General features: G+C 44.9%; 28 protein-coding genes and 1 tRNA gene. 5 read left to right on the plus strand and 24 right to left on the minus strand.

All coding sequences use genetic code 11. The features are described 5' to 3' along the window. Positions 1-6: 6 nt before the first annotated feature. The 8 genes from PIL01S_RS11210 to rpsF form a co-directional block, all read right to left on the minus strand. Positions 7-921: an ABC transporter permease gene (locus tag PIL01S_RS11210; protein ID WP_127537605.1), complete on the minus strand. Its 915-nt coding sequence runs from the start codon at positions 919-921 to the stop codon at positions 7-9. Between the two features lie 29 nt (positions 922-950). Next, positions 951-1,913 carry an oligopeptide ABC transporter permease gene (gene opp4B, locus PIL01S_RS11215; protein ID WP_127537606.1) on the minus strand — a complete coding sequence of 321 codons (963 nt, stop codon included), beginning with the start codon at positions 1,911-1,913 and terminating at the stop codon, positions 951-953. A gap of 7 nt (positions 1,914-1,920) precedes the next feature. Then, complete coding sequence (locus PIL01S_RS11220) at positions 1,921-2,853, minus strand: ABC transporter ATP-binding protein (protein ID WP_127537607.1); 933 nt, start codon at positions 2,851-2,853, stop codon at positions 1,921-1,923. 4 nt (positions 2,854-2,857) lie between these two features. Then, positions 2,858-3,856, minus strand: coding sequence for an ABC transporter ATP-binding protein (locus tag PIL01S_RS11225; RefSeq protein WP_127537608.1), 999 nt, complete (start codon positions 3,854-3,856; stop codon positions 2,858-2,860). Positions 3,857-4,583: 727 nt separating this feature from the next. Beyond that, the gene (locus PIL01S_RS11230; protein ID WP_127537609.1) at positions 4,584-5,174 is read right to left on the minus strand and encodes a M15 family metallopeptidase; all 591 of its coding nucleotides are present in this window, start codon (positions 5,172-5,174) and stop codon (positions 4,584-4,586) included. Between the two features lie 201 nt (positions 5,175-5,375). Further along, the gene (gene rpsR, locus PIL01S_RS11235) at positions 5,376-5,648 is read right to left on the minus strand and encodes a 30S ribosomal protein S18 (protein ID WP_062327715.1); all 273 of its coding nucleotides are present in this window, start codon (positions 5,646-5,648) and stop codon (positions 5,376-5,378) included. A 54-nt stretch (positions 5,649-5,702) separates the two neighbouring features. After that, the gene (gene ssb, locus PIL01S_RS11240; protein ID WP_095293499.1) at positions 5,703-6,188 is read right to left on the minus strand and encodes a single-stranded DNA-binding protein; all 486 of its coding nucleotides are present in this window, start codon (positions 6,186-6,188) and stop codon (positions 5,703-5,705) included. Between the two features lie 48 nt (positions 6,189-6,236). Beyond that, positions 6,237-6,530: a 30S ribosomal protein S6 gene (gene rpsF, locus PIL01S_RS11245; RefSeq protein WP_024629534.1), complete on the minus strand. Its 294-nt coding sequence runs from the start codon at positions 6,528-6,530 to the stop codon at positions 6,237-6,239. Between the two features lie 199 nt (positions 6,531-6,729). On the opposite strand from rpsF, the gene PIL01S_RS11250 reads away from it, so the two are divergent. Further along, positions 6,730-6,924 carry a YjzC family protein gene (locus PIL01S_RS11250; RefSeq protein ID WP_095362189.1) on the plus strand — a complete coding sequence of 65 codons (195 nt, stop codon included), beginning with the start codon at positions 6,730-6,732 and terminating at the stop codon, positions 6,922-6,924. A 408-nt stretch (positions 6,925-7,332) separates the two neighbouring features. Here the strand turns inward: PIL01S_RS11250 and PIL01S_RS11255 are convergent. The 4 genes from PIL01S_RS11255 to PIL01S_RS11270 all read right to left on the minus strand — a co-directional run bounded on the left by PIL01S_RS11255 (position 7,333) and on the right by PIL01S_RS11270 (position 8,951). Continuing rightward, a tRNA-Ser gene (locus PIL01S_RS11255) sits at positions 7,333-7,423 on the minus strand. 102 nt (positions 7,424-7,525) lie between these two features. Continuing rightward, a complete protein-coding gene (locus tag PIL01S_RS11260; protein ID WP_095362223.1) occupies positions 7,526-7,735 on the minus strand; it encodes a DUF951 domain-containing protein in 210 nt (69 codons plus the stop codon). Then, complete coding sequence (locus PIL01S_RS11265) at positions 7,725-8,684, minus strand: mechanosensitive ion channel family protein (RefSeq protein ID WP_246058171.1); 960 nt, start codon at positions 8,682-8,684, stop codon at positions 7,725-7,727. The genes PIL01S_RS11260 and PIL01S_RS11265 overlap by 11 nt, the downstream gene beginning before the upstream one ends. A gap of 15 nt (positions 8,685-8,699) precedes the next feature. Further along, positions 8,700-8,951 carry a putative Se/S carrier protein gene (locus tag PIL01S_RS11270; protein ID WP_095293526.1) on the minus strand — a complete coding sequence of 84 codons (252 nt, stop codon included), beginning with the start codon at positions 8,949-8,951 and terminating at the stop codon, positions 8,700-8,702. 162 nt (positions 8,952-9,113) lie between these two features. On the opposite strand from PIL01S_RS11270, the gene yyaC reads away from it, so the two are divergent. After that, complete coding sequence (gene yyaC / locus PIL01S_RS11275) at positions 9,114-9,719, plus strand: spore protease YyaC (protein ID WP_095362187.1); 606 nt, start codon at positions 9,114-9,116, stop codon at positions 9,717-9,719. Here the strand turns inward: yyaC and PIL01S_RS11280 are convergent. The 12 genes from PIL01S_RS11280 to rpmH all read right to left on the minus strand — a co-directional run bounded on the left by PIL01S_RS11280 (position 9,694) and on the right by rpmH (position 21,599). Continuing rightward, positions 9,694-10,194: a DUF4446 family protein gene (locus PIL01S_RS11280; protein ID WP_127537610.1), complete on the minus strand. Its 501-nt coding sequence runs from the start codon at positions 10,192-10,194 to the stop codon at positions 9,694-9,696. The two genes, yyaC and PIL01S_RS11280, sit on opposite strands and share 26 nt — an antisense overlap. A gap of 186 nt (positions 10,195-10,380) precedes the next feature. Beyond that, entirely contained in the window at positions 10,381-11,535 is a 1,155-nt protein-coding gene (locus tag PIL01S_RS11285; protein ID WP_127537611.1) for an aminotransferase class V-fold PLP-dependent enzyme, read from the minus strand. A 186-nt stretch (positions 11,536-11,721) separates the two neighbouring features. Continuing rightward, positions 11,722-12,567: a ParB/RepB/Spo0J family partition protein gene (locus tag PIL01S_RS11290; protein ID WP_095293505.1), complete on the minus strand. Its 846-nt coding sequence runs from the start codon at positions 12,565-12,567 to the stop codon at positions 11,722-11,724. Further along, a complete protein-coding gene (locus tag PIL01S_RS11295; RefSeq protein WP_095293506.1) occupies positions 12,560-13,321 on the minus strand; it encodes a ParA family protein in 762 nt (253 codons plus the stop codon). The genes PIL01S_RS11290 and PIL01S_RS11295 overlap by 8 nt, the downstream gene beginning before the upstream one ends. A gap of 192 nt (positions 13,322-13,513) precedes the next feature. Beyond that, on the minus strand, positions 13,514-14,332 hold the full coding sequence (gene noc / locus PIL01S_RS11300; protein ID WP_095293507.1) for a nucleoid occlusion protein: 819 nt from the start codon (positions 14,330-14,332) through the stop codon (positions 13,514-13,516). Positions 14,333-14,826: 494 nt separating this feature from the next. Further along, positions 14,827-15,552, minus strand: coding sequence for a 16S rRNA (guanine(527)-N(7))-methyltransferase RsmG (rsmG, locus tag PIL01S_RS11305; protein ID WP_127537612.1), 726 nt, complete (start codon positions 15,550-15,552; stop codon positions 14,827-14,829). Further along, entirely contained in the window at positions 15,552-17,441 is a 1,890-nt protein-coding gene (gene mnmG, locus PIL01S_RS11310) for a tRNA uridine-5-carboxymethylaminomethyl(34) synthesis enzyme MnmG (protein WP_127537613.1), read from the minus strand. Before mnmG ends, rsmG begins: the two co-directional genes overlap by 1 nt. 215 nt (positions 17,442-17,656) lie before the next feature. Then, positions 17,657-19,033: a tRNA uridine-5-carboxymethylaminomethyl(34) synthesis GTPase MnmE gene (mnmE, locus tag PIL01S_RS11315; RefSeq protein WP_127537614.1), complete on the minus strand. Its 1,377-nt coding sequence runs from the start codon at positions 19,031-19,033 to the stop codon at positions 17,657-17,659. Positions 19,034-19,181: 148 nt separating this feature from the next. Continuing rightward, a complete protein-coding gene (gene jag, locus PIL01S_RS11320; protein WP_095293511.1) occupies positions 19,182-19,883 on the minus strand; it encodes an RNA-binding cell elongation regulator Jag/EloR in 702 nt (233 codons plus the stop codon). Next, positions 19,880-20,758, minus strand: a complete 879-nt coding sequence (locus tag PIL01S_RS11325; RefSeq protein WP_127537615.1) for a YidC/Oxa1 family membrane protein insertase — start codon at positions 20,756-20,758, stop codon at positions 19,880-19,882. The genes jag and PIL01S_RS11325 overlap by 4 nt, the downstream gene beginning before the upstream one ends. 74 nt (positions 20,759-20,832) lie before the next feature. Next, positions 20,833-21,183: a ribonuclease P protein component gene (gene rnpA, locus PIL01S_RS11330; protein WP_095293513.1), complete on the minus strand. Its 351-nt coding sequence runs from the start codon at positions 21,181-21,183 to the stop codon at positions 20,833-20,835. Between the two features lie 281 nt (positions 21,184-21,464). Continuing rightward, a complete protein-coding gene (gene rpmH / locus PIL01S_RS11335; RefSeq protein ID WP_024629517.1) occupies positions 21,465-21,599 on the minus strand; it encodes a 50S ribosomal protein L34 in 135 nt (44 codons plus the stop codon). An 805-nt stretch (positions 21,600-22,404) separates the two neighbouring features. Between rpmH and PIL01S_RS11340 the strand changes: the two genes are divergently transcribed. From PIL01S_RS11340 to gntK, 3 genes are all read left to right on the plus strand, one after another. Next, entirely contained in the window at positions 22,405-23,079 is a 675-nt protein-coding gene (locus PIL01S_RS11340) for a GntR family transcriptional regulator (protein WP_127537616.1), read from the plus strand. 211 nt (positions 23,080-23,290) lie between these two features. Beyond that, positions 23,291-24,652, plus strand: a complete 1,362-nt coding sequence (locus PIL01S_RS11345; RefSeq protein ID WP_127537617.1) for a GntP family permease — start codon at positions 23,291-23,293, stop codon at positions 24,650-24,652. Between the two features lie 63 nt (positions 24,653-24,715). Next, positions 24,716-26,263: a gluconokinase gene (gntK, locus tag PIL01S_RS11350; protein WP_127537618.1), complete on the plus strand. Its 1,548-nt coding sequence runs from the start codon at positions 24,716-24,718 to the stop codon at positions 26,261-26,263. Positions 26,264-26,436 lie beyond the last annotated feature (173 nt).

Raw genomic sequence — 26,436 nt, forward strand, 5'->3', positions numbered from 1 at the left:
CCCTTTTTAACCTCTTCTTTGTCTTGCATCAGTCGCACGCTTAAGGGCTTGACCGACATTATTTATACTCAACATCAATACCAAAATAAGTACTGACGCAGGTAGCCATATCCACCATCTGGATTCCAGGGTTTGCGGATTACGTGCATAACTTACGAGTGTTCCAAGACTTGGTGTGCTCTCAGGGAATCCAAATCCCAAGAAAGACAGCCCGGATTCAAGACCAATATTGGCAGCGAGGTTCAATGTCATCGTTACGATGATGATGGAGCTCAGATTGGGTAAAACCTGTGAAAGCATGATTTTTAGATGGGAAGAACCCAACGTTTTTGATGCCTTTACATAGTCCAGTTCTCGTTCCTGCAATGCTTTGGAGCGGATCAACCTGGCAATACCCATCCATAAAAAGGCGGTCATAATGAGTGAGAACGAAACGATATTATATTTTGGTACCGCTGTTACAAAAGCGATAACAATCATCAACATCGGAAGGATCATGAAGAAATCAACTACACGCATAAACAGGTTGTCAATCATGCCACCGAAGTAACCGGATAAAAGGCCGACTAAGATACCTATAAATCCAGTCATTAGCGTAACGATAATACCAATTGTCAACGAGTTGCGTGTACCAATAACCAGTTGGCCGAATACGTCACGACCACCATAATCCGTTCCAAGCCAGTATTGTGCGGAAGGTGGCTCATACAATGCAAACAAATCCACCTTAACAATCTCCTCCTGATCCAGGATCAGGGAAGTACCATATACGAGTAGGATGACCAGGCCCAAAAATATGAGAGAGATTAACGCCACCTTATCTCGCACTAGCTCTCTCCACAAGATACTCAAGCTAGAGGGGCTTTTATCCAGTTTCTGTGAATTCTGTGAAGTTACAATGACATCATTGGCCTTGCTCATCTTGTTTTCACCCCGAAATCTTCAAGTTCTTACTTGATCCGTATGCGTGGATCCACAATGCCCAAAATTATGTCAGACAACAGCGCCCCTAGAATTGAAGCCACACCATATAGAAGCACGAGTGCAGTCACAACACTGAAGTCCCGCAGGGAAATGGAGTTAAGGAACAACTGTCCCATACCGGGGTAGCTGAATATACTTTCGATAAATACGGTTCCTCCAATAAGTCCTGTAATCTCATAGCCGAAGAATGCTGCTATCGGCAGCAAAGAGTTTCTTAAAATGTGCCTATTATAAATTCTGGATTCCGAAGCACCCTTTGCTCTCGCAGTAAGAACAAATTCTTTGTGCTTAATATCGATGATTTCGCTACGCAAGTACTGTACGGTGGAAACCGTAGTAATAAGTGCCATGGAAAGGGCCGGTAATAATAGGTGATAGAACTTACTTGCAACGTAATTAAATGTTCCTGGCGTAAGTCCCGGCTCCACACTGCCCCCTGTAGGGAACCAGCCAAAATGAAAGCCGAATACCCAAACCATCACTAGAGCGAAAATAAACAGCGGAGCGGCAAATCCCAGATAGGTATAACCTGTGATCAATCGATCAGACCAAGTATCGTTATAACGACCACTGATAATACCAAGTGGAATGGCTATCAAATAAGTTAATATGAGTGTCGCAAGTGCCAACCAGAAGGTATTGGCAACACGCTGACCAATAAGATCTGTTACCGGCATCTTAAACCGGAAAGATTGACCGAAGTCGCCTTGGACAGCATTTTTGATCCAATCCCAGTACTGTACATACCAAGGATTGTTTAATCCCAGTCTTTCACGTTGAGCCTCAAGTGCTTTCGGGTCAACGCTTGGGTCAAGCAATCCAGTTAACGCATCCCCCGGCATGGCCTTTGCCATCAGGAAGACCAAAAGGCTTAGTAAGAAGATTTGAGGGATCATTATGATAATTCTACGTACTATCGTTTTCCACATATGGCCTTCAACCTTTCTGAGGTAGAGCTACTCGGTGAGTATCGGAAATGGATTTGAGCGAGTATGCAAGCCCTTCCTCATCAAAGAAGTTTCGGTATGAATTCTCGTACTCGGATTTAACCATCTGACGGAAAGCATTCATCTCGTCACGTTTGGTTGGATCCATATCCGGAATGGCTGCTATGAGACGTTTGGTGTAGATATGCTGTGGGTTCTCAAAAATATCATCGGTCGTTCCTTGCTCTACGTAGCGACCTTTATACATAATTCCAATCTGATCACACATATGACGGATGATTCCGAGATCATGGCTGATGAACAGATAGGTCAGATTTAACTCCTTTTGAATCTCCTGCATGAAATTTAGTACCTGTGCCTGTACGGATACATCCAGTGCGGATACGGGCTCATCTGCAATGATCAGTTTCGGCTTCAATGCAATTGCCCGGGCAATTCCGATCCGCTGCCGCTGTCCTCCGGAGAATTCATGAGGATACTTATAGATGGATTCCGGACTCAGTCCGACCTTTTCAAGTAAATCCCTCACTTGTCTCTTTTCTTCTGTGGCTGTCAGTCGCTCATAGTTGCGAAGAGGTTCAGCGATAATGTCGATAACCCTCTTTTTAGGATTTAATGAAGAGTATGGATCCTGAAAGATCATTTGCACGTCTCGCTGGAGTTGTCGGTCTTTTCGCCGCTCTTTGGCAAGATCTTTGCCGTTGAAAAGAATCCTTCCAGCTGTCACATGGTTGAGTCCGATGACGGCTCTCCCTGTCGTCGTTTTGCCTGAGCCTGACTCACCAACGAGTCCGTAAGTCTGTCCCTGTTCAATGGAGAAGCTTACATCATCAACTGCCTTGATACTTCCAATTTCACGTTTGATCAATCCACCGCGAATCGGAAAGTGTATTTTGAGTCCTTCAACTTCGAGTAGTGCCATTATGTTATTCCTCCTCAGCTTGATCAGGGAAATGAAAGTGCTGGTAACAGGTGCAGCGTACAAAGTGACCTGGAGCAATTTCATGCATCTGTGGGTTATCTTCATGGGCCGAATCACTAATCCATGGAATTCGGGCCTTGAATCGACACCCGTAGCGAGGAAGATTCTTTAAAGAAGGTACAATGCCTTGAATGACATGCAGCTTCGATTTTTCTTCAGTAATGGTAGGAATAGAGTTTAATAGAGATCTTGTGTATGGATGCTTCGCATCGGTCATTAGCGTGTAGATATCAGCAATTTCAACAATCTCACCTGCGTACATAACTGCCACACGATCCGCCATCTCGGCGACCACTCCAAGATCATGCGTAATTAAGATGATGCCGGCGTGAATTTCGTTCTTCAACTCACGTATAAGTTCAAGAATTTGCAGTTGAATCGTAACGTCAAGTGCTGTTGTTGGCTCATCAGCGATCAGCAATTCCGGTTTATTGGCGATTGCAATCGCTATAACAACCCGCTGTCTCATACCACCAGATAGTTCGTGAGGATACTGCTTATAAATTTGTTCGGGGCGTGGGATGCCCACTTGGTTAAGCAGATCAATAACCTTGTCTTTCTTTTCTTTAGAAGACATTTTAGGTTGATGAAGTGTCAGAATCTCATCGATCTGGTCACCAATAATCATCAGAGGATTTAATGCGGAAAGGGGGTCCTGAAAGATCATCCCTATCTCTTTTCCGCGAAGCTTGTTCATTTTGTTAGGATTGATATTCGCGATATCCTGCCCTTTGTATAGAATCTGACCATCAATTTTGGCTTTGTTGTGAAGACCCATAATTGAAAATGCGAACGCACTTTTGCCTGATCCTGATTCTCCAACAATCGCTAGTACTTCGTTTTTCTTAACCGTAAGGTTAACGTGATCAACTGCTGCATAATAGTCATCTTCAATTCTGAATGATGTAGTTAGATTTCTGACTTCCAATAGCTCTGTGTTCAAATCAATCACCCTAACCCCAAAATTTCCGCAGACTGTATTCATATATATAAGAATGCATCCACTGTATATTTCCATGTTCTTGAAGAAGACGAACAAAAGTTTATACAAAATACTAATCCTTTAGGAGAAACGAGTTTCGATATTGCTATTTAGACCATTGGTCAATTAATGCTGATAAATCCTAGCGGAATTATATAGGAAAATAATTAATGTAATCATACGTGTAAATTTAGGTGACGTCAATAAGTATTTTGAGATTTTTGGTATAAATGTTTTTTATATCATAGTTTTGGGTATTAGTTATATTTTTAAGGTGCTTTATCAAGGGGTTTTCGATATTATTTCGACTTTTTTCGCGTGAGGTTCTGAAGTAGGAGAGTGAGAATACTAAATATATAACATGCACCTTACGTATATTACGTACTTACATGTCGAATCAATTTAATTTTAGAATATATATGTTAGGTTTGTGGTAAATATTCGATTTAATTTGTTTCTTCTATGTCAGCTGTCTTTTTAGCAAATTTATGCCTATGCGATTATTTTTATGCTATTCATTAAGTCTGTGTTAAAATTCTAGTTATTCTAGTATAGTTTTATTTATTTGCTGCTGTAAAGGACTAATTGTAATCTTTTATCATTTTTTTTACAAAAGAATGAAAAAAGCCCTGCAAAATGCAAGGCTTTTCGGATCTTTATACAATATATTGTATATTAATTATACTCTTTATGGTGATGCCGGCGGGCGTTTGCCACGCTTCAACTCATTGATGCTTAAGCCAAAATCCATCTGCAGATGAGGATAATCCGGAAAGTTAGCCCAGTCGCCTCCCCATGTAAATCCTAACTCCTTGGCCATATCGACAATTTCCATCCAGTCTGCTTGTCCATTGCCGTTATCATCACGCTCCATATCCCATACTACATCACCATCTGGTGTCCGAAGTGCAAAATCAATAGCCAGTCCATAATTATGATATGACTCCCCGCCCCTGGCATTCGTAACTATATTCCCAGTCGTGGCGCGACCTTGATTAAACAGCTCATTCTGCTCTTCTATACTTCGATAACCATGGGTGATAACGACATCTATACCACGCCGGGTTGCTTTGCGTACCAGTAACTGCTCACTCTCTGCCACGACGGGATGGAGACCTGTGATGGGTGCAGCTTCTCTCGTATAATCTGGCCAAATTTCGTAAGTATCTTCTTTCTGTTGTAGCCACACGTATAAAACGGAAATTAGCAGCGTAGCTATTAGCCAAAAACGCAAACTTTTCTTTTGCTTCCGCTGCTCTTTTTTCTTGATTTTCTTCATATGCACTCCTGATGTTTTGATCTGTTATAAATGGAATACGGCGTTAACTCATCACTTACTCAAATCATAATCTATTCTATTATAAATGATTTGCATTTCAATTACTTCTCCACGATCATTTCGCTCAGGTTCGCGTTCGTTTTACAACACAAAAAAGCAGCCGGCTATAAGCCGGCTGCTTCGTATGCAAGCTGAGTAAGACTACTCAGTTGTGTATGGCAGCAATGCGATTTGACGGGAGCGTTTGATCGCGATCGTCAGCATGCGTTGATATTTAGCGCTAGTACCTGTTACACGGCGTGGCAAAATTTTTCCACGTTCGCTGATAAATTTACGAAGCAAGTCCGTATCTTTATAATCGATGTGAGTAATTTTGTTAGCTGTGAAGAAGCACACTTTACGACGTTTGTTACGGCCGCCACGGCGAGCCGGTCTTTTATCGTTGTCTCCGCCTTCTCTTTGCTTGAAGCTCATGCTTTTCAGTCCTTTCCTATCGTTAAACCATCCACTCTAGAGTGTCGGTTCACGTTAAAATGGCAAATCATCATCCGATATATCAATCGGTTTTCCGTCATCGGAAAAAGGATCCTGATTGTTGCTACGCGAATTATTGTTATTGTTCGCGCGCCCGCCGCCTCCATAAGAAGGCTCTTCACGCATCGGTTGCCCACCGCCGCCACCGTTATTATCACGGTTACCTGACTCCAAGAAACGGACATTATCGGCAATGACTTCGGTCACGTATACACGTTTACCTTCGTTATTCTCGTAGTTCCGTACTTGAATGCGTCCTTCGACTGCAGCTAGGCGTCCTTTGCGCAAATAGTTTGCACAAGTCTCAGCAAGCTGTCTCCAGGTTACGACCGGAATGAAATCCGCTTCCCGCTCTCCCCCTTGGCTTGTAAACGGTCTGTCCACCGCCAAAGTAAATTGCGTAACTGCTACTCCTGCTGGAGTGTAACGCAACTCAGGATCCCGGGTTAACCGGCCGATCAGAATGACACGGTTCAACAATGTAATCCCCTCCTTCAGAGCGTATTGGTGCGTTAATCACGAGTTGTCTTAGGCAGACTTAACATCGTTCGTAATGAGATAACGAATTACTTCGTCAGAAATCTTCATGAGACGCTCAAGCTCAGTAACTACTGCTGGTTCAGCAGTGAAGTGTACCAGAACATAAACACCATCACGGAATTTCTTGATCTCATACGCAAGACGGCGTTTACCCATAACGTCGTGAGCTGTAACTTCACCACCGCCGTTGGAGATGATGCCTTGGAATTTATCGACTGTAGCTTGAACAACTTCTTGCTCAACGTCAGGACGAATAATGTACATCACTTCATATTTGCGCATAATTTTCACCTCCTTATGGACTCTGGCCCTCAATCCAGGTTGAGAGCAAGGAACGAGCACAAACTCGAACTATATTAATATAACAAAAATAAGACATCAATGCAAGCAAACGTTCCCTGTTTGTATTGGCACATGTTCATTCGAGTTCTGGAGACACTATGGATGCAGTAATAAGAAAAATATCTGAGGAGGTCTTACCATGGGCGAACAAACTGAGTTTGAAAAAGGTGACAAAGCACCGAATGATGGAGAGTACACGGAAGTCGGAGAAAAAAGCTTCCATACCGAAATACAAAATCCTAAACGGATAACCCTCAAAAAGGGGGAATCCTTTCCTGAAACGAGCAACCAAAACCGGAAGTGGAAGAGATTAACGAAGGCCCGTGTTCATTAGAAGGAAATTATTATTTAATAACACATGTATATAAAACGTAATAATGCACATAATACAATCAGGCGGTACACGAGAGAGGTGTGGTTCCGTTGGACAACGCAGCCGATCGTGTAATGTTGGAGATTCATCACGTAATCTAAGAAGCAAGTGGTAGTGTGTAAGGCCCTTCGTCTGAGCACGAGTATTGCATGAGCAGTACGCCAGGTTTCTGATCTTACGACCGATTGTTTCCTAACTAACCGATGTATCGCCTACAAGGAGCCCTTCGGGGCTCTTTTGTTTTATGTCGTAGACTTTTTTGGTTGTTTAAAATAAATAAAAAAACCTTCCATTCGAGGAAGGTCTGATCGCTTTATTATACTCAATATAACTAAGTTCATTGAAATGCCATTGCATAAATGCTGTAAGTGGCGGAAAGGGTGGGATTCGAACCCACGCACGCTGTGACACGCCTAGCTGATTTCGAGTCAGCCCCCTTGGGCCTCTTGGGTACCTTTCCGCAGCAATACTGATTATAGCATGATCACATACAGAACGCAATACCTGTGCTGCGCATGCATGAAAACGTTATTACGGTATGCATTTGACCACAGACTTGCATTTATGATTCGGCAGCATCCTCTGCCGAGCGAAGAACTTTTTTCATGTTTTTCTCAAACTTTGCTCTCGGAATGAGTACACTGTGTTTACAGCCTACACATTTGATTCGAATATCCATCCCCATCCGAATAATCTCCATCTCATTGCTTCCACAGGGATGCTGCTTCTTCATCTGTACAATGTCTCCAAGCTGGAAACTCTTACGCTCCACCAGTACCATCCCCTTCATCCTTCTCCTGCCCGGCTGCCTGTTCCAATGCTGCGAGCTTACCCATCTCATGATACTCCATCGTTTTCTTTACATCGCTCTGAATTTGGCGCTCTACAGAGGCTCTGGAATTTGGCATACACTCTGCAACGATCCGAACGACATACTCTGAAGTGGTCATCGATTGAATGCCGAGCACATCCGGGACTTTTACAATATTGAGATCCCGGTCTTCAATTCCAACCAGGGCCTGTTTGACCAAGTGAACAGATTCATCCAACGTTTGATCCCCCTTCATTGGAATATCCACCACAGCAAGCGAATTGGACATGGAGAAGTTTGTTACACTGGCAATCGTACCATTCGGAATAATATGAACTTCACCTTGCCAGCTAACCAGCTTGGTTGTTCTCAAGCCGATGACTTCAACGGTTCCTTTGTAGGTACCTGTCTGAATTACATCCCCTACAGCAAACTGGTCCTCCAATATAATGAAGAAACCCGTAATAACATCCTTCACTAAACCCTGTGCACCAAAACCGATGGCAAGTCCAAGCACACCTGCACTGGCCAGTAGGGGTCCAACTTGTATGTTGATCTCTGATAACAGTAACAGAATCATAATGAAATTACATGTTATGGAGGTCGCATTTTTGAGCAATTCACCTACCGTGACAAACCTGCGCGGATTTACACGGACTTTGCCTTCCTGCTTCCGTTCCAGGCTGCGATCAATAATGCGGTACACAATCTTGATTACAATTCGCGTGATAATAAAAATAATAACAATACGAATCGAGCTGAACAGAATGTTTAGCCACATATCTGCATCGGTGACGGAATTCCATAACTTATCGGTCCAGCTGACAGCACTTTTTACTGTTTCTTCTAAGGCAGTAGGCTCATCCGCGGGGTTAGCAGGAGCTGTAGCAAAAAATTTAAAAGGCAGCATCAATTCCGACCTCCTCTACATGGGTATGTTATCATAGCTGTCTTCGGTTTTGAAATAGAGGCCCCGGATCTCTACAAACTCGTTGCGAATAATCTGCTGCACTCTTGCCAGATCTTCTTTTGGAAACTGTATACAGAGGGCACAGCCTGCCGTAATCTCTTTCGGGGTCGGAAATAAATCAATTTCAATCTCGGCAAATTCTAGCAGCATTTCCGCCCGCAAAGCCTGCTGGGTAGAATCAAAGGCAATTAGCATCCAATCATCCATCCACTCGTCCATATCCGGCTCCTTTCCGATTTCCAAGCATCATCCATGGGTTGTTCTCTCTCGGTGTAAACCTTTAGGAAAAAGCTTGTCCTTACGAAGTATAAAACCTTCTATCCTTCCATATACTGTTACTACCATTCTCAAGGGGAAAGGATAGATCCTATGAATCCCAATTCGCGTTCTTATTCATCCCAAGATATGACCAGTTTGAAGATACCACATACCGACCCAGGCATACACTCCGCCATTATACATCGTTTAATGTTTCATCTCTATAAGGCCCATTCTCTTCAAAATGTCGTTATTGTCTGCATCGGCACAGATCGCTCCACAGGAGACTGTCTTGGTCCTCTGGTAGGCTCTTCGCTTGCCAAGTGGGACAGCCCCCTATTTCACCTCTATGGTACATTGGACGAACCTGTACATGCAATGAACCTTCAGGACACCCTGAACACCATTCAAAATACACACCATAACCCCTATGTAATAGGAATAGACGCCTGCCTCGGGCAATCCTCCAGTGTAGGCTGTATTCAGGTGGTCAATGGGCCGCTCAAGCCTGGTGCGGGTGTAAATAAAGAATTACCGCCGGTCGGCGATATCCATCTTACAGGTATCGTTAACGTCGGCGGCTTTATGGAATACTTTGTTTTGCAAAACACACGGCTCAGTCTTGTCATGCGCATGTCTGAAATTATCGCGAGCAGTCTTTACTCAGCCATTCGCGAATGGCATACACGCTCTACTCTGCTTGCTGTGCCAGAGTAATGGCTTCCTTCTCTTCAGGGGATAGTGTATAAGATGACTCTCCCCCTTTAAGAGGTTTGGCATACACATAAGAACCATCACGATTATAGATCCCTGTGAGGATCATCCCATCGTTATTATCGTTAATCATGGCCATGGAGAAACTCAGATCACTGCCTCTTTCTCCATAGGCATTATACCGTTTCACACCCACTTTACCCTGGATACGGGTCAGTTTTTGCATGACTTCCTGGATCTGACTAGTCTGCAAGTTATGCTCGTCCTCAATGCTGTCCATCTGAATTTTCAGATTGATCAACAACGATTCCAGGTCCTCTACTCCACTGCCAGCCATCATCGCTTCGTATTTCCGTTTGAACTTGCGTAACTTTGCGCCTTGGGCAATACTTACAATCAGTAAGATCACCAATAATAATGCCATTCCGCCAATAATCCATAGCAGCTGTTCCAGAATCAGCTCGTTTAATTCAGCCATGTAGTGCAACTACCCCTCTGTTTGTTTGTTCATCAACCTGTCCGTTCATTTTGCCAACGAGCGATCCTGCACTCGTTAGACCTTCCCCTAATAAATAAACCCTTTATCTATAGTAATTAATCAACTATTTTCCAATTTCAAAAGATATCTCTCTAATCCGCTGCCCCTTCATACCGATCGTCGTAGTTAACGCGGCATTGTTAGTTCGTTTACTGCATGAATTAGAGCATCTATCTCTTGGCTAGTTGTTGAATATCCTACACTGGCTCTGACCGCTCCGCTCAATGTGGTTCCGGCAGATTCATGCGCAAGAGGTGTACAGTGAAAACCGGAACGCACAGCAATACCATAACGACGGTCCAGTTGAAAAGCTAGCTGAGCAGAATCATATCCCTCTACTGTAAAGGATACCAACCCGGTACGTGGTTGTCCAAGCTCTGGCCCAAGCATCCGAATTCCTGCTACAGATGATAACCCTTGCATCATATGTTGAGTTAGTTCCCACTCATGCTTATAGATTGCTTCAGGAGTCAATTCCATCACATGCTTCACGCCGGCTGCCAGCCCTGCCATACCTACAGTATTCGGAGTTCCTGCCTCATATCGGTCTGGACGAACAAGCGGCTGTTCAATCGCTTCAGACTGACTGCCTGTCCCCCCATGAAGAAGCGGTTCGAGATCAAGCTCCGGAGCAATGTAGAGGCCTCCCGTTCCCTGTGGACCGAGAAGACCCTTATGTCCTGGAAACGCCAGCATATCTATACCTAGCTGTTGTACATCCACTGGCATAATGCCAGCACTCTGAGCGGCATCTACGAGAAATGTCGCCCCATATTTACGACTAATCAGCGATATTTCACCAATAGGTAAAATGCTACCCAGCAAGTTGGAACTATGTGTACATACAACCAATCTCGTGTTTGGACGAAACAAACGTTCGAGTTGAACCAGATCAATATCACCTGCAGCATTCACAGGTACATAATCCACTTCTACATTTCGGATCCGTCGCATGTATTCCAAAGGCCGCCTGACCGAGTTATGCTCCGCCATTGTAGCAATGACATGATCACCTTCTCGCAAGTGGCCTTGAATTGCAAGATTCAACGCTTCTGTCGTATTGGAACCGAGTGCAATATCATTGGCATTACTGATACCAAAAAGACTGGATAGAACCTTTCTCGTGTCAAAAAGTACACGGCTTGCTTGAACAGCCATTCGATGGCTGCCTCTGCCCGGATTGGCTCCAGCGACATCAAGGGCATGCAGCATGGCTTCACCAACAGCAGGCGGCTTAGGCCATGATGTCGCAGCATGATCCAGATAAATGACTTCCTTCACCTCACAACCACCTCTGTCCTGTTCATTGAGCGATCCATCATAAAACCAATCATAAACGCCAGTGCCGAATAAGAAAACAATACCTTTACAGAAAAAATAATGACATATCGTTTCTCCATCGTACAGAGGCGATATGTCATCAGATGAAAAAAGCCCCGCGTGTTGTAAGTTAATCTACAGGATTATCTATTGCAGCAGTTCCAACAATCGCTCCAGATCCTGTTTGCTGTAGTAGTTGAGCTCGATTTTGCCTTTATCTTTGTTGTGCTTTATCTTCACTGTTGTTTTGAAACGCTCACGCAAGGATTCCTCCACCGTGTCAATGAATGGATCCTTTTTCTTGAGTTTGGATTTGGCCTTGGCTTCACCCGTCTTGGAACGATCCAGCTGCTGTACCGCTTCTTCCAGCTCACGTACACTCCATTGTTGGTCAATGGTTTGTTTGGCCAGCTGTTTCACCATATCCTGATCCTTCACACCGACTATGGCACGTGCATGACCCATGGACAATGTTCCACGTGAAACATGGTCTTTCACTTCTTCCGGCAACGAAAGCAAACGCAAGAAGTTTGCAATGTGAGAACGGGATTTTCCCACTTTGACTGACAACTCTTCCTGTGTCAGCGAGAACTGATCCATCAGGCCTTGATAGGCTACTGCCACTTCCATCGCGTTGAGATTTTCCCGTTGCAAATTCTCAATAAGAGCGATTTCCATGACCTGCTGATCACTAAAATTACGAACGACTGCGGGCACTGTTGCATTACCGCAATATTGAGAAGCTCTAAACCGCCGTTCCCCAGCAATAATCTCATAACCTCTCAGTACAGTACGCACGATAATTGGCTGTATCACACCGTGTTGCCGTATGGATTCTGCCAATTCATGAATCGCATCCTCATCAAATACCTTCCGTGGCTGATAAGGGTTTGCCCGCAACTGGGCAATTGGAATTTCTACAACCTTGTCATCGTCATTTATTGAAAGCGATGGAATGAGGGCATCGAGACCTTTTCCGAGCCGCTTACTCATACGATATCACTTCCTTTGCGAGCTCTAAATACACTTCTGCTCCTCGTGAACGGGGATCATACGTAATAATGGACTGCCCATGTGAAGGGGCTTCACTAAGTCGCACATTACGCGGAATAATCGTTTGATACACTTTTTGTTGAAAATACTTCTTCACTTCTTCAATCACCTGGATCCCCAGGTTCGTACGGGCATCAAACATGGTGAGCAGTACTCCCTCTATTTGCAGAGAGGTATTCAAATGTTTCTGCACGAGGCGAACCGTGTTAAGCAGTTGGCTCAGCCCTTCAAGTGCGTAGTACTCACACTGGATCGGAATGATCACCGAGTCGGAAGCGGTCAACGAGTTGATCGTTAACATGCCAAGAGATGGTGGGCAATCGATCAGTATGTAATCATAGTTTTTTTTCACCATGGCGAGTGATTTTTTCAAACGAACTTCACGTGATATGGTGGATACCAACTCAATCTCGGCTCCGGCAAGTTGAATCGTTGCAGGGATGATATGAAGCCCTTCAATTTGGGTTTCCACAATGGCTTCCTGAGGATGTACTTCATTAATGATGACATCATATATACAATTGGCCACATCTGCTTTGTTGATTCCGACTCCACTAGTCGTATTTCCCTGAGGGTCAATATCGACAAGCAGTACCCTTTTCCCGAGTGAAGCCAGTCCTGCACCCAAGTTAACAGATGTCGTCGTTTTCCCCACACCGCCCTTTTGATTTGCTACGGCCATAATCTTAGACAATTACTTCACCTCAAATAAAATAGGAGTCTTTTCTTGTAGGTTGTGAGATACAGTTAACTAAAAGCAGGTGGCTATCGTCCACACAAACAACAACTACCGTTCCGTTCTTCAAGCACGTTCTTCAATACAGACTTCAGACTTCAACCAGCTCTATAGACAGAAAAAGCGGCCCATTGCCGCCTTAAGCTTCAACTATTTGCGTTTAGGAATATGAATGACGATCTCATAATGATCTTCGTGATCGGCTTCTTTTGTTTTAATATCCATACCAGAGCCAGATACCATATCAATAGATTGGCGAATGGTATTTAGTGCGAGTCTGACATCTTTGGTAAATGAGATGCGTTTGGACTTTTTGATTTTGGAAGCTTCCTTGTAAAAGGCGACCCTTGCTTCGGTTTGTTTTACGTTCAGCTCTTTTTCAATAATCTCGCTGAGCAATTTCATTTGCAGTTCTTCCGAGTCCAGTGAAAGCAAAGCTCTTGCATGACGTTCGGATATTTTCCGTTCCATCAGTGCAGTCTTAATTCCTTCCGGGAGTTGTAACAACCGAATTTTATTAGCAATGGTTGATTGGCTTTTGCCTAATCGCTGTGCAAGACTCTCTTGTGTCAATTGATGAAGATCAATCAACTTTTGATAAGCAACCGCTTCTTCAATAGCTGTAAGCCCTTCACGCTGCAGGTTCTCAATCAAGGCAATGGAAGCGGCTTGAGAGTCATTAAATTCGCGCACAATGGCTGGAATATGCTCTAGTCCCAGTTTTCGAACCGCACGCCAGCGACGTTCCCCGGCAATAATCTCATATGATCCATTCCGCACACGGACAACAATGGGTTGAATGACTCCATGGGTTTTGATTGTCTGCAACAACTCATCAATTTTATCATCGTCAAAAATCGTACGCGGTTGATAAGGGCTGCTTACTATTTCGCCTACCGGAATTTGTTTCACTTCATCTCCGTTATTGCGCTCCGCCAAACCAAACAACTTCGAAAATTGTTCTTTCATTCCGTATATTACCACCTAGTTTCGTAATAGCTCCCGCAGCAGTGCAGGTGCTTCCTATTCTATATGCGACCCCTCATATGTTGTCGTTCTTCGAATAAGTTTTGCTTTCTACATCACGTTCTGATGAAATTGTCTATACTTCTTGCCAACTCTATTTATATATAATCTATGATCTCTGATATACAGGATCGGCTACTTCTATTCTATCATCTTTTCTATCATAATCCTATTCTAACCTATTCTTTAAACCCTCCTAATTTTCCTGCTTTTCATCCGAGCATCTTGTCGGTTTTACCCTCGTTTTCTCCTTTTTTCATCTGTTTATTTTTGAAATGGTACTCGCTTTGTAATATGTATCTGAAAATAAAAAAAAGGATGTTTCACGTGAAACATCCCCTTCAATATTTTTCTAGTCTGACTTTATATATGGCACAAGTATTAATTTTATAATCCGGCCAAAGTAAGCAAAGCATATTGGTTTACCCAACATTAATTTACTGTACCAATGGTGTCTTGAGTGGAGTCCCCGGTTTACGAGGATATTTGTGAGGCGTTTTATCAAACTTCTGTATCAAGATGATATGACGCGCTGACTCTTCTACTGGCAGCTGGAATGGATGAACCGCTTTTACCCGTCCTCTCAGCTGGTTGAAGCTAAATTCTGCTTCCTTCATTTCTTCACGAGGGTCTCCGCCTTTCATTGCGGCAAACATCCCACCCTTGCGAACGAAAGGCAAACAGAATTCATTCAGCACTGCCAGCTTAGCTACTGCGCGCGCAGTAACCAGATCGTAGCTGTCCCGATATCCTTCCTTGCGCCCCAGCTCCTCTGCCCGGCCATGAATTAATTCAACCTCGGTTAGACCGAGTGTATCCACGACATGCTGCAGAAAGCCAATGCGTTTGTTGAGCGAATCAATAATGGTCAGCTTGATATGCGGGAAGCAGATCTTGAGTGGAATGCCAGGAAAGCCTGCTCCAGATCCAATATCCGCAAGCTTTTCCACTTTGGTCATATCCGTATAGAAGGCCAAGGATACCGAGTCATAAAAATGCTTCGTATACACCTGTTCCCGTTCCGTTATGCCTGTCAGGTTCATTTTTTCATTCCAGGATACCAGCTCCTGAAAATATAGTTCGAACTGTTCCAGTTGACGTTCATCAAGATCCAAACCATGCTCTTTCAGTCGAAGCTGCAATTGCTGTTGAATATCGTCCATTATTGTCCCCTTGCTGCGGTTACACGGTTATAATGCTCCAAGTAGACGAGCAGAATGGAAATGTCCGCAGGAGTTACCCCAGCAATCCGGGAAGCCTGCCCAATTGAAATGGGACGGATCGTGGATAGTTTTTGCTTCGCTTCCATAGCCAGACCATGAACATCATTGTACTCAATCGTATCCGGAATTTTCTTTTTCTCCATCTTTTGCAAACGTTCCACGTGGATCAATTGTTTCTCAATATATCCCGCATATTTAATTTGAATCTCCACTTGTTCCTTCATATCTGCTGTCAGTTCTACCTCAGAAGGTGAAACCTGTTCAACCCAGTCATACGTAATTTCCGGACGACGCAGTAGAGTAAGCAGTGTGCTTCCATCCTGAATTGGAGTCGAGCCAAACTCTTCAAGCTTCGGATTCACATCCGCAGGGCGTGCTTTAGCCGCTTTTAGACGTTCAACCTCTGCATCCACTTTGGCTTTTTTGTCGAGGAATTTAGCATAACGCTCTTCTGAAACCAGACCAATATCATGACCAATCTCGGTCAAACGCAGATCTGCATTATCATGACGAAGCAGCAATCGATACTCGGCACGTGATGTGAGCAAACGATACGGCTCGTTTGTTCCCTTAGTCACCAGATCATCAATCAACACGCCAATATAACCTTGGGAACGATCCAAAATAACAGGCTCTTTGCCTTGTACTTTGCGTGCAGCGTTAATTCCAGCCATGATCCCCTGTCCTGCCGCTTCTTCATAACCGGAAGTCCCATTGATTTGTCCGGCCGTGAACAGACCTGGCAAACGTTTTGTTTCAAGTGAAGGCCAGAGCTGTGTAGGTACCATCGCATCGTATTCAATGGCATATCCATTACGCATCATTTCCACTTTTTCCATTCCCGGAATCGAGCGAAGAACGGCAAGCTGAACATCCTCCGGCAGACTGGTAGATAGTCCTTGTACATAATACTCGGATGTATTTTTTCCTTCTGGCTCCAGGAAGATCTGATGTTTCGGCTTGTCGCTGAAACGAACAATTTTGTCTTCAATGGATGGGCAGTAACGCGGTCCCGTACCTTCAATAACACCCGAGAACATCGGTGCACGATGCAGGTTATCATTAATGATCTGATGGGTTTCAACCGAAGTGTAGGTCAACCAACATGGCAGCTGTTCATTTTCAGAAGATTCTGTCTCATACGAAAAGAACTTCGGCTCATCATCGCCAGGCTGAATTTCCGTTTTGCTGAAATCAATTGTATCCTTATGCACACGAGGTGGTGTACCTGTTTTGAAACGAACAAGTTCGAATCCAAGTTCCCGCAGATGCTCGGACAATTTGAGTGAAGGCTGTTGGTTGTTCGGTCCACTTTCGTACATCAATTCACCCATAATAACTTTACCGCGCAGATAAGTGCCTGTAGTTAGAACAACAGCTTGGGCACGGTACTCTGTACCCGTCTGAGTCACTACCCCCACACATTTCCCGTCTTCGACGATCAAGCGATCCACCATACCTTGACGCATAGTGAGGTTGCGCTCATTCTCCATCGTTTCTTTCATCTTATGCTGATAAGAGAACTTGTCTGCCTGAGCACGCAGAGCGTGAACTGCAGGACCTTTCCCTGTGTTGAGCATTCTCATCTGAATAAACGTCTTATCGATATTCCGTCCCATCTCACCGCCAAGCGCATCAATCTCGCGCACAACATGTCCTTTAGCCGGTCCCCCAATGGATGGGTTACAAGGCATGAAGGCCACCATATCCAGATTTATTGTAATCATCAGTGTTTTGGAACCCATACGGGCTGCGGCCAGTGCCGATTCCACACCCGCATGTCCCGCACCAACGACAATTACATCATAGCTGCCGCCATCAAAAGCCATTCTTGTTTACCTCCTTATGCCGCAGCACGTTTGAATCCCATGCCCACGGTCTATTGTAAAAAATTGAATGCTCTCCCTATTCAGCCAGGGGACATTCCGATCTATATCAAGCCATCAAGTCTGTAATTCCTACAGACGTCATTGCCATGCTGACCATTCACAAGAAATGGACTTCATTATCATACTACTTTTCACAGGAAGTATGTTTGTTCATTTTACTTTCCTAGACAGAACTGGGAGAAAATCTGGTCAATCAATGCATCATGTGCCGTATCGCCCACAATCTCACCAAGGTGCTCCCACGCCAGACGTACATCAATCTGAATCATGTCAATTGGAATGAACTGTTCAGCAGCTTCATAAGCGTCAATCAAGGACTGTTTTGCCTTTTTGAGCAAAGCAATATGACGCACATTGCTGACATACGTCAAGTCAGCCGATTCCAGCTTACCGCTAAAGAACAAGGTGGAAATGGCATCTTCCAGACGATCAACACCCAGATCATCCTTCACTGACATCGGAACAAGGCGCTCTTCCGGGATGTAGCGTAGCAAAATGTCGCGGTCAGCCTGCGGAGCTAAGTCCATTTTATTCATAATGATAATTGATTGTCTACCGCGGATTTGTTCCAGCAATTCAATCTCATCCTCGTGCAATGGTTCCGCCGCATTGATGACCATCAACAACAGATCTGCCTCTGCTACTGCGGAGCGGGAACGTTCTACCCCGATTCTCTCGACAACGTCCATCGTTTCCCGAATGCCGGCTGTATCCAGCAGCTTGAGCGGAATGTTGTTAATCGTTACAAATTCCTCAATAACGTCACGTGTTGTTCCCGGAATATCCGTTACAATAGCCCGATTATCCTGAGCGAGTGCATTCAGCAAAGAGGATTTTCCTACGTTTGGCCGCCCTACAATCGCCGTTGTAATTCCTTCACGTAGTATCTTGCCCTGTTCTGCCGTTACCAGCAATTTATCAATTTCAGTCATGACCAGACTGGATTTTTCTTTAATAAAATCAGCAGTTAAGGACTCCACATCATGCTCGGGATAGTCAATGTTCACTTCGATATGAGCCAGCGTTTCCACCAACGTATGTCTCAGATCACGCAGTTTGGAGGAGAGCTTTCCCTCCACTTGTTTGAGTGCTACCGAAAATGCTCTATCCGACTTGGAACGAATGAGATCCATAACGCCTTCCGCCTGTGACAGATCGATCCGTCCATTCAGGAAAGCACGCTTTGTGAATTCCCCAGGCTCTGCAAGGCGAATATTGAGCTGAAGCAGCAGATCCAGAACCCGCTTCACTGAGACTACTCCACCATGAGCACTAATCTCAACCACATCTTCTGTCGTAAACGAACGAGGTGCCCGCATTACTGTAACCAGTACTTCTTCAATGTTCTCCCCACTGCCAGGTTCAATGATATGACCGTAGTGAACTGTATGAGATGCTGCTTCGGTCAAAGGGGTTTTACTACGGAAAATTTTCTCCGTCTCCGATACTGCATCCGGACCGCTGACCCGGATAACTGCTATGCCCGCTTCCCCAACAGCCGTGGATATCGCTGTGATCGTATCACTGATCATCGTTATCTCTCCCTGCTCTATTTTAAAATGGTTGTCCTTACGGACCACATGTGAATTTCACTTTATAAGTTCTCACCAATATACTTATCTACGAAAAAAGCAATGGCTTCTGCACCGGGCAGGAAGCCATTGCGTCTTCAATTTCGTGTTATTTCGTCATGATGACCACGCGCCGATTGGGCTCTTCGCCCTTGCTGTACGTCTTAATCTGCGGGTGGTTTTGCAGTTTCGCATGAATGACCTTGCGTTCGAGTGGAGGCATCGGCTCCAGAACAACTTCCTTGCCAGAACGGATCGCTTGTCCAGCCAGACGTTCAGCCAGATCCTCAAGCGTCTTCCGGCGGCGTTGGCGGAAATTCTCCGCGTCCAGTACGATTCGAACGAAACTTTCCGAATAACGGTTAGCTACAATGTTCGTTAGATATTGAAGTGCATCGAGTGTCTGTCCACGTCTGCCAATAATCATGCCAAGATCTTCCCCGGCAATATTGAAGATATGTCCATCCCGCTGCTTTTTGATATCCACTTCAACATCCAGTCCCATACCTGCTGCTACTTCTTTTAAGAAAGCAGCCGCTTCCTCATAGGGATTTTTAGCTGCGACATCCTCAAGTTTAGCTTCAACCTGAGGTACATGTGCGGCCGGCTCGACCCGCTGTGGTACAGCTTCGGGCACAGGCAGAAGTTTTACTTCAACTTTCGCCGCCTTTACCCCGATCAAACCCAGGAATCCTTTTGACGGCTGCTCTAACACTTGTATCTCGACCTTGTCCCGGCTCACGCCAAGCTCAGCCAATCCTTGGTTTACAGCATCTTCAACGGTTTTTCCTGACGCAATGACTTTGGTCATTTCGATTTTTTGGCCCCTTTCGACCCTTTTCCAGAGACGGTTGCCTTGCCACCGTTTTTGCGTTTAGCTCCATTTTTGGAGGAACTATTCTGCTTCACGTTGACTTCAGCCACGACTTTATCATTATTCCGGTAAAGGAAATAGTTTTGCACGATCGTGTAGATGTTACTGTAGAACCAGTACAGCGGCAACGCTGACGGGAACTGGTAAGACATTACGAAAATCAAGATTGGGTAAACCCATAGCATGAACTGCATTGGTCCAACCTGTTGTGCAGGATTCATGCGCATCATCATCCATGTTTGTACGAATGTTGTGATGGCAGCCAGCACAGGCAGTATAAACAGGTGATCCGGCGCTCCGAGCTGGAGCCACAAGAAGTCATGTGTTCTCAGACTGGAGTTACCGTAAATTGAGTTATAAAGTGCGATGTAAATCGGCATCTGAATCAGAAGTGGTAGACAACCCGCCATCGGATTAACTTTATTCTCCTGAAACAACTTCATCGTTTCTTGCTGAACTTTCTCAGGTGTATCTTTATACTTGGCTTGAATCTCCTTCAACTGCGGCTGTATTGCCTGCATGGCTTTGGAACTGCGGACCTGCTTCATTGTTAGTGGCAAAATCAACGTCCGCACAATCAGCACCATGACTAGGACAGCTAGTCCATATTCACCGTTAAACCAGTTGGCGAATGTATCGAGCGCCAGTGAGAACCAGTAAACAACATTGCTTTGCCAGAATGAGTCACTGTTTTTCAGATCTTCCGTCGTAACCCCGGATCCTTGCGGAGTACACCCCGCTAGTACGGTGACCATTGCAATGACTGCAATGAGGAGAATCCACTTCCCCTTTGATGTCTTCAATCGCGACACTTCATAACCCCTCTCTTAACCATTCCATTCCACCGTAAATCATACCATAATTAGGAGGACAAATAAACCGAAGCTTACCGTTTGTTAGGCTTAAGAAGAGCCGCTTTGCGCATAACGTGCAGCAGACTTTTCTCCATTTCCTGATAGGTCATGTCCAGCGCCCCTTTTCTCACGATGAAGATCAGGTCCATCTGTGTGACAATCTCTTTTTCATGGTGCCTTATAATTTCCTTAATCATGCGTCTCATCCGGTTTCGTACGACAGCGTTTCCGATTTTCTTGCTGCATGATACACCTACCCGGAATTGCTCCGTATCTTTACGGCGGCAGCCATACACCACAAATTGATGATTGGCAAAAGATTTCCCATACCGGTATACGCGGCTAAAGTCCGCCCGGTTTCGCAAACGCAGTCTTTTATACACGGCGCTTCTCCTTGCTGTTCTCCACCATCCATATTGACGGAGGCCTCATTACTGATTTAGTATAGGCTTTCTTGAATAACGGTAAACTGTTCTAACGACAACTTCATTATATATAAGGAAACTTTTTTATAAATTTCGTGACGGATTAGATCCTTCTTCAAAAAAAGAAATAGACACTTTCGACCTTTTTCGCAGCCAATTCAGACCCGATCTATATCAGCATCCAGTCTGAAATGACTCATTTAAGAAAAAAAAGACCACCTCGGTGGTCTTCTCATGCATTAAGCACTCAGGACTTTACGGCCTTTCAGGCGACGTGCAGCCAAAACTTTACGGCCGTTGCTCGTGCTCATTCTTTTCCGGAAACCATGAACTTTTTTACGTTTGCTTACGTTCGGTTTGAATGTAGGTCTCAATGTATTGCACCTCCTTACAAGGAAATACTTATGTGATGAATCATTTTCATCTTCACAGAAAACACCTTTATACATTTAACCACGTACACCTGGAAAAGTCAACTCTAACCCACTTCGCTTCTCCCTCTTTTTATAGCCCTTTCCAGCCTGCCCCTCAGAGCTCGTAACACTTTAGTAGATTTTGATTTGAATAAAATAATTTTTGAAGCGAAAAAAGTTATCCCCAACAAACCTCACGCTGTCACTTCATCCATCACTCCAACGGTTATCCACACCCCAACTTGGACCTCTCGTTCATCTCTCACCCTCCACTTTCAGTAACCAGAAGTTATTCACATGTGGATAACGAATTCAACTACGCTTTATTCGTATGGGCGCTTTCCTTTTATACAATATTTTCTTTCTACTGAAGGCTACAAATTCGCTAATTATTTTCTCAACTTATGTAGTACATTTTGTTGAATATTGGACCTTGTTTAAAATTTTATGTATCCGCTTTAATCTGAAGGTTTACAAGCTTTCAAGAAAGGTGTAGGATAAAAATCACATCTTGTATACAAGTATACTTAAGTATTCATGCAGAGAATGTCCGCGTTACCTAACACTCTTTTTGATTTACAAAAGGACTGATCTTCGGCTCTTTGAAAACGGTATTAGGAAAATAGGTTTTGGACTTCCGCTTCCTAATCAGACAGCATGCAAACTGCAAAAAGGTTATGCTATGATCAGTGTACAGGTCCATTGGGATGGATTACCGAGTACTGGACCTAGAGAACTGATTACTTGAATAGGAGCGTTAGCCATTATGTTGTTTCCTTCTTCCTGGCTGCAGGGAGCTTCCCGCGGGGAAGCCATCGCCTGCGAATTAAGGCTGCGCATCATCAGTGGAACCCTGCGTCCTGGAGAGATTTTGTCTGAAAATCGAATTGCCGCTGATTTTGACAGCAGCCGTTCACCTGTCCGCGAAGCCCTGAGAACACTGTCGAATGAAGGACTGATTCGGCTTGAACGGATGGGTGTGGTTGTCCTAGGATTGAAAATCAAGGATGTTGAAGAGCTGTACGACGTCCGTTTTTTAATTGAAAGCTTTGTCCAGCAGCGATTAGCAGGGTCTGTCCCCGAGCAATTGATTACTTCGCTTCGTAATATACTGGACAAAATGGAGCTGGCTGGTCGGCATCAGGATGCCGTCGAATTTGCTTTTCAGGATCTGACTTTCCACGAGACCATCATTGAGGCAGCCGAGCATTCCCGTATTTCACATTTATGGAGAAGCATTCGTTATGTTGTCATGACGGTTATGCTGCTAACAACCCGCAGGGTGTTTGATCAGGGCGATCCAAAAGTAAGCGCTGTAATTAAAAAACATCGATTGTTGATTGAAGCACTAGAGTCAGGTGACAAAGCATCCATTCAGGCCGGCGTGCGTACTTACTTTCAGGATTCCGGCAAAACCCTGCATGAGAGCTTCGACTCCTGATCATGTCAGAAAGTTTATATTTTTCGACTTTGGTTTAAATAATGACCACTGTCTGCAATCACATCCAAGTGGATGGATTGTCATTTAAGTTGTCGACAAGTATACAAAATGCGATTTAGTTTCAATTTTTGGGCATATTAAAGGGAGACAAACTTCCCTGACGGCAAATTCACTTGTAAGCGTTTATATTCAAAACAAAGGAGCATACATCATGAGCACTCTTTTTGGACTATCCCATAATGCAACATTGTTGGTGTGGACATTGATTGCGATCGTATTTCTGATCGTGTTGATCTCCAAATATAAATGGAACCCCTTCGTTACCCTTTTAATATCCGCTTTAATGCTTGGTCTGCTTGCCGGTATGAAACCTGCCGATGTGATCTCTTCCATTACAGGTGGACTCGGCGGTACGCTTGGAACCATAGCCATTGTCATCGGGCTTGGCACGATGCTGGGTAAAATGATGGCCGAATCAGGCGGTGCCGAGCGCATTGCAACCACACTGGTCGATCGCTTTGGTGTGAAACGTGTGCACTGGGCCATGATGATCGTTGGTTTTATCGTAGGTATCCCTGTCTTCTTCGAAGTTGGCGTGATTCTGCTGATTCCGATTATTTTCACCGTTGCACGTAAAACCAATATGTCTCTTCTGCAGATCGGGATTCCGATTTTGGCCGGTCTGTCGACTGTACATGGTCTGGTTCCACCACATCCGGCTCCGATGATCGCAATTGATGCATTCAACGCGGATTTGGGGAAAACCATTTTGTACTCCCTCATTGTTGGTATTCCGACAGCGATTATCGCAGGTCCTTTGTTTGGTAAGTTTATCGGCAAAAGAATACACACTGAACCGCCAGCCGAGCTGGCAGAGCAGTTCGCAACGAAGAAAAACACCAATCTTCCAGGGTTCGGCATTACCCTGTTTACGATTTTGCTGCCAGTCATCCTTATGCTAATTGGCTCCATTGCCAATATCGTAGATCCCAATGCCACAAGTGGCTTTACGGTCTTTTGTGAGTTTATCGGGCATGAGATTATTGCCCTGTTGATATCCGTTGTGTTTGCCCTCTTTTCGCTCGGCTTTGCACGCGGATTTACCAAACACGATATTTCCCGTTTCACCAGTGAATGTCTGGCGCCTACGGCGACCATCATCCTCATTATTGGTGGGGGCGGCGCATTTAAACAGGTCTTGATTAATAGCGGTGTCGGCAATGCGATCGCAGAAGTTGCCACTCACGCCAATATCAACGTCATCCTGTTTGCTTGGCTGGTTGCGGCACTGATTCGGGTTGCCACAGGCTCGGCAACGGTTGCCATGACAACGGCAGCGGGTATCGTTGCTCCGGTTCTTGCGCTGACTCCAGGAGCCAATATCGAACTGGTTGTACTTGCTACTGGTGCGGGATCACTTGTTTTGTCCCACGTGAATGACGCGGGCTTCTGGATGATTAAGGAGTTCTTTAATATGAGCGTCTCCCAGACACTGAAAACGTGGACCGTTATGGAAACACTATTATCCGTCGTCGGACTGATCTTTATTTTGCTGCTGAGTGCCGTGATCTAAGACAGATCGTATCTATTTAGAAGATAAATTTTACTGTATCAAGGGAAAGAAGGATTACACCAGATGAAAAAATATATGATTGGCATGGATATTGGGACCACCAGCACCAAATCCGTATTATTTACGGAGCAAGGTGAGGTTGTGAGCACTTCCACTCAGGAATATCCTCTATATACACCTGCTCCTGATGTAGCTGAGCAGGATCCCGAGGAAATTGTACAAGCAGCTATTCGCTCCGTACGTGGAGTCATGGATCAGAGCAGTGTAAGTGCAGGACAAATCATGTTTTTGTCCTGCAGCTCTGCCATGCACAGTGTGATTGCCATGGACCAGGATCATAAGCCGCTCACTCGCTGCATCACGTGGGCAGATAACCGCAGTGCAGCCTGGTCAGCCCGATTACAGGAGAGTGGGCAAGGTCATCGGATCTATTTGCGCACGGGCACACCGATCCATCCCATGTCTCCCCTAACCAAACTCATGTGGCTGCGTCATGATGAACCAGACCTTTTTCAGCGCACAGCCAAGTTCATCTCCATTAAAGAATATCTGTTCTTCCGTTTGTTCGGACAATATATAGTAGATCATTCCATCGCCTCCTGCACCGGTCTTCTCAACCTGGAACAACTGGATTGGGATACGGAAGCGCTGGAGGTTGCAGGAATCACACCTGACCATCTCTCGAAGCTTGTTCCTACGACATATACAATAGAGGGAATGGACACCGAATGTGCAGAGAAAATGGGTCTCTCCCCCTCTACTCCTTTTGTGATCGGGGCAAGTGATGGAGTGCTATCCAATCTCGGCGTAAATGCCATCGAGCCTGGAGTCGTGGCAGCAACCATTGGTACCAGTGGTGCCATTCGTACGGTCGTTGATCGTCCTGTTACCGATCCCAAAGGACGGACCTTCTGTTATGCCCTCACGGAGGATCTCTGGGTCGTGGGTGGGCCTGTGAATAACGGTGGCATGCTATTTCGCTGGGTACGTGACGAATTTGCAGCATCCGAAGTGGAAACAGCAAAAAGGCTGGGCATCAATTCATATGACGTTCTCACCAAAATTGCTGAGCGAGTCAGCCCAGGCTCTGAAGGACTGCTGTTCCATCCTTATTTGTCAGGAGAGCGTGCCCCATTATGGAATCCGGATGCCCGCGGTTCTTTCTTTGGTTTAACCCTCCATCATCAGAAAGAGCACATGATTCGTGCTGTCCTGGAAGGGGTCATTTTCAACCTGTATACGGTCTTGCTAGCCATGGAAGAACAGATCGGGCAGCCGACCTCCATTCAGGCTACCGGCGGATTCGCACGTTCCCCTCTCTGGCGTCAGATGATGTCCGATATTTTCAATCAGGAGGTCGTCGTCCCCGAGAGCTTCGAAAGCTCCTGCCTGGGTGCCGTCGTCCTCGGTCTGTATGCTACAGGGCGAATCAAGTCACTTCATGCCGTCTCTTCTATGGTGGGGACAACGCACAGACATACCCCTGTTAGAGAAAACGCAGCAATTTACCGGGAACTTCTCCCGATTTTCATTCGCATCTCGCGCAAACTTGAAGAGGAATATGCGGATATTGCAGAATTCCAACGCAAATTGCCCTTAAGAACCAAGTAACTGTTTCCTCATTTAATCACCAAAAAAGAGGTTGTTCACTTAGACCACACGCTGGCCTTAAGAAACAACCTCTTTTTTGTCCATTTTTTAATTCAATTATTTGATTCAATCTATTCTCCCCATCCGGCATTTACGACACATTTTATGACTTCCTTCCCCTATCCAGCCAGCGC

The organism is Paenibacillus illinoisensis NBRC 15959 (assembly GCF_004000925.1).
Lineage (GTDB): Bacteria > Bacillota > Bacilli > Paenibacillales > Paenibacillaceae > Paenibacillus > Paenibacillus illinoisensis.

What these genes read in the sequence shown, in the direction of transcription:
- jag (WP_095293511.1), bottom strand. Translation starts at nt 19,883, where the DNA reads ATGACCAAAGTCATTGCGTCAGGAAAAACCGTTGAAGATGCTGTAAAC.
- PIL01S_RS11220 (WP_127537607.1), bottom strand. Translation starts at nt 2,853, where the DNA reads ATGGCACTACTCGAAGTTGAAGGACTCAAAATACACTTTCCGATTCGC.
- rpsR (WP_062327715.1), bottom strand. Translation starts at nt 5,648, where the DNA reads ATGAGCTTCAAGCAAAGAGAAGGCGGAGACAACGATAAAAGACCGGCT.
- noc (WP_095293507.1), bottom strand. Translation starts at nt 14,332, where the DNA reads ATGAAAGAACAATTTTCGAAGTTGTTTGGTTTGGCGGAGCGCAATAAC.
- PIL01S_RS11210 (WP_127537605.1), bottom strand. Translation starts at nt 921, where the DNA reads ATGAGCAAGGCCAATGATGTCATTGTAACTTCACAGAATTCACAGAAA.
- mnmG (WP_127537613.1), bottom strand. Translation starts at nt 17,441, where the DNA reads ATGGCTTTTGATGGCGGCAGCTATGATGTAATTGTCGTTGGTGCGGGA.
- opp4B (WP_127537606.1), bottom strand. Translation starts at nt 1,913, where the DNA reads ATGTGGAAAACGATAGTACGTAGAATTATCATAATGATCCCTCAAATC.
- PIL01S_RS11270 (WP_095293526.1), bottom strand. Translation starts at nt 8,951, where the DNA reads ATGGATGATTGGATGCTAATTGCCTTTGATTCTACCCAGCAGGCTTTG.
- rpsF (WP_024629534.1), bottom strand. Translation starts at nt 6,530, where the DNA reads ATGCGCAAATATGAAGTGATGTACATTATTCGTCCTGACGTTGAGCAA.
- PIL01S_RS11340 (WP_127537616.1), top strand. Translation starts at nt 22,405, where the DNA reads ATGTTGTTTCCTTCTTCCTGGCTGCAGGGAGCTTCCCGCGGGGAAGCC.
- PIL01S_RS11345 (WP_127537617.1), top strand. Translation starts at nt 23,291, where the DNA reads ATGAGCACTCTTTTTGGACTATCCCATAATGCAACATTGTTGGTGTGG.
- rsmG (WP_127537612.1), bottom strand. Translation starts at nt 15,552, where the DNA reads ATGGACGATATTCAACAGCAATTGCAGCTTCGACTGAAAGAGCATGGT.
- yyaC (WP_095362187.1), top strand. Translation starts at nt 9,114, where the DNA reads ATGAATCCCAATTCGCGTTCTTATTCATCCCAAGATATGACCAGTTTG.
- PIL01S_RS11290 (WP_095293505.1), bottom strand. Translation starts at nt 12,567, where the DNA reads ATGAGTAAGCGGCTCGGAAAAGGTCTCGATGCCCTCATTCCATCGCTT.
- mnmE (WP_127537614.1), bottom strand. Translation starts at nt 19,033, where the DNA reads ATGATCAGTGATACGATCACAGCGATATCCACGGCTGTTGGGGAAGCG.
- PIL01S_RS11265 (WP_246058171.1), bottom strand. Translation starts at nt 8,684, where the DNA reads ATGCTGCCTTTTAAATTTTTTGCTACAGCTCCTGCTAACCCCGCGGAT.
- gntK (WP_127537618.1), top strand. Translation starts at nt 24,716, where the DNA reads ATGAAAAAATATATGATTGGCATGGATATTGGGACCACCAGCACCAAA.
- PIL01S_RS11250 (WP_095362189.1), top strand. Translation starts at nt 6,730, where the DNA reads ATGGGCGAACAAACTGAGTTTGAAAAAGGTGACAAAGCACCGAATGAT.
- PIL01S_RS11230 (WP_127537609.1), bottom strand. Translation starts at nt 5,174, where the DNA reads ATGAAGAAAATCAAGAAAAAAGAGCAGCGGAAGCAAAAGAAAAGTTTG.
- PIL01S_RS11280 (WP_127537610.1), bottom strand. Translation starts at nt 10,194, where the DNA reads ATGGCTGAATTAAACGAGCTGATTCTGGAACAGCTGCTATGGATTATT.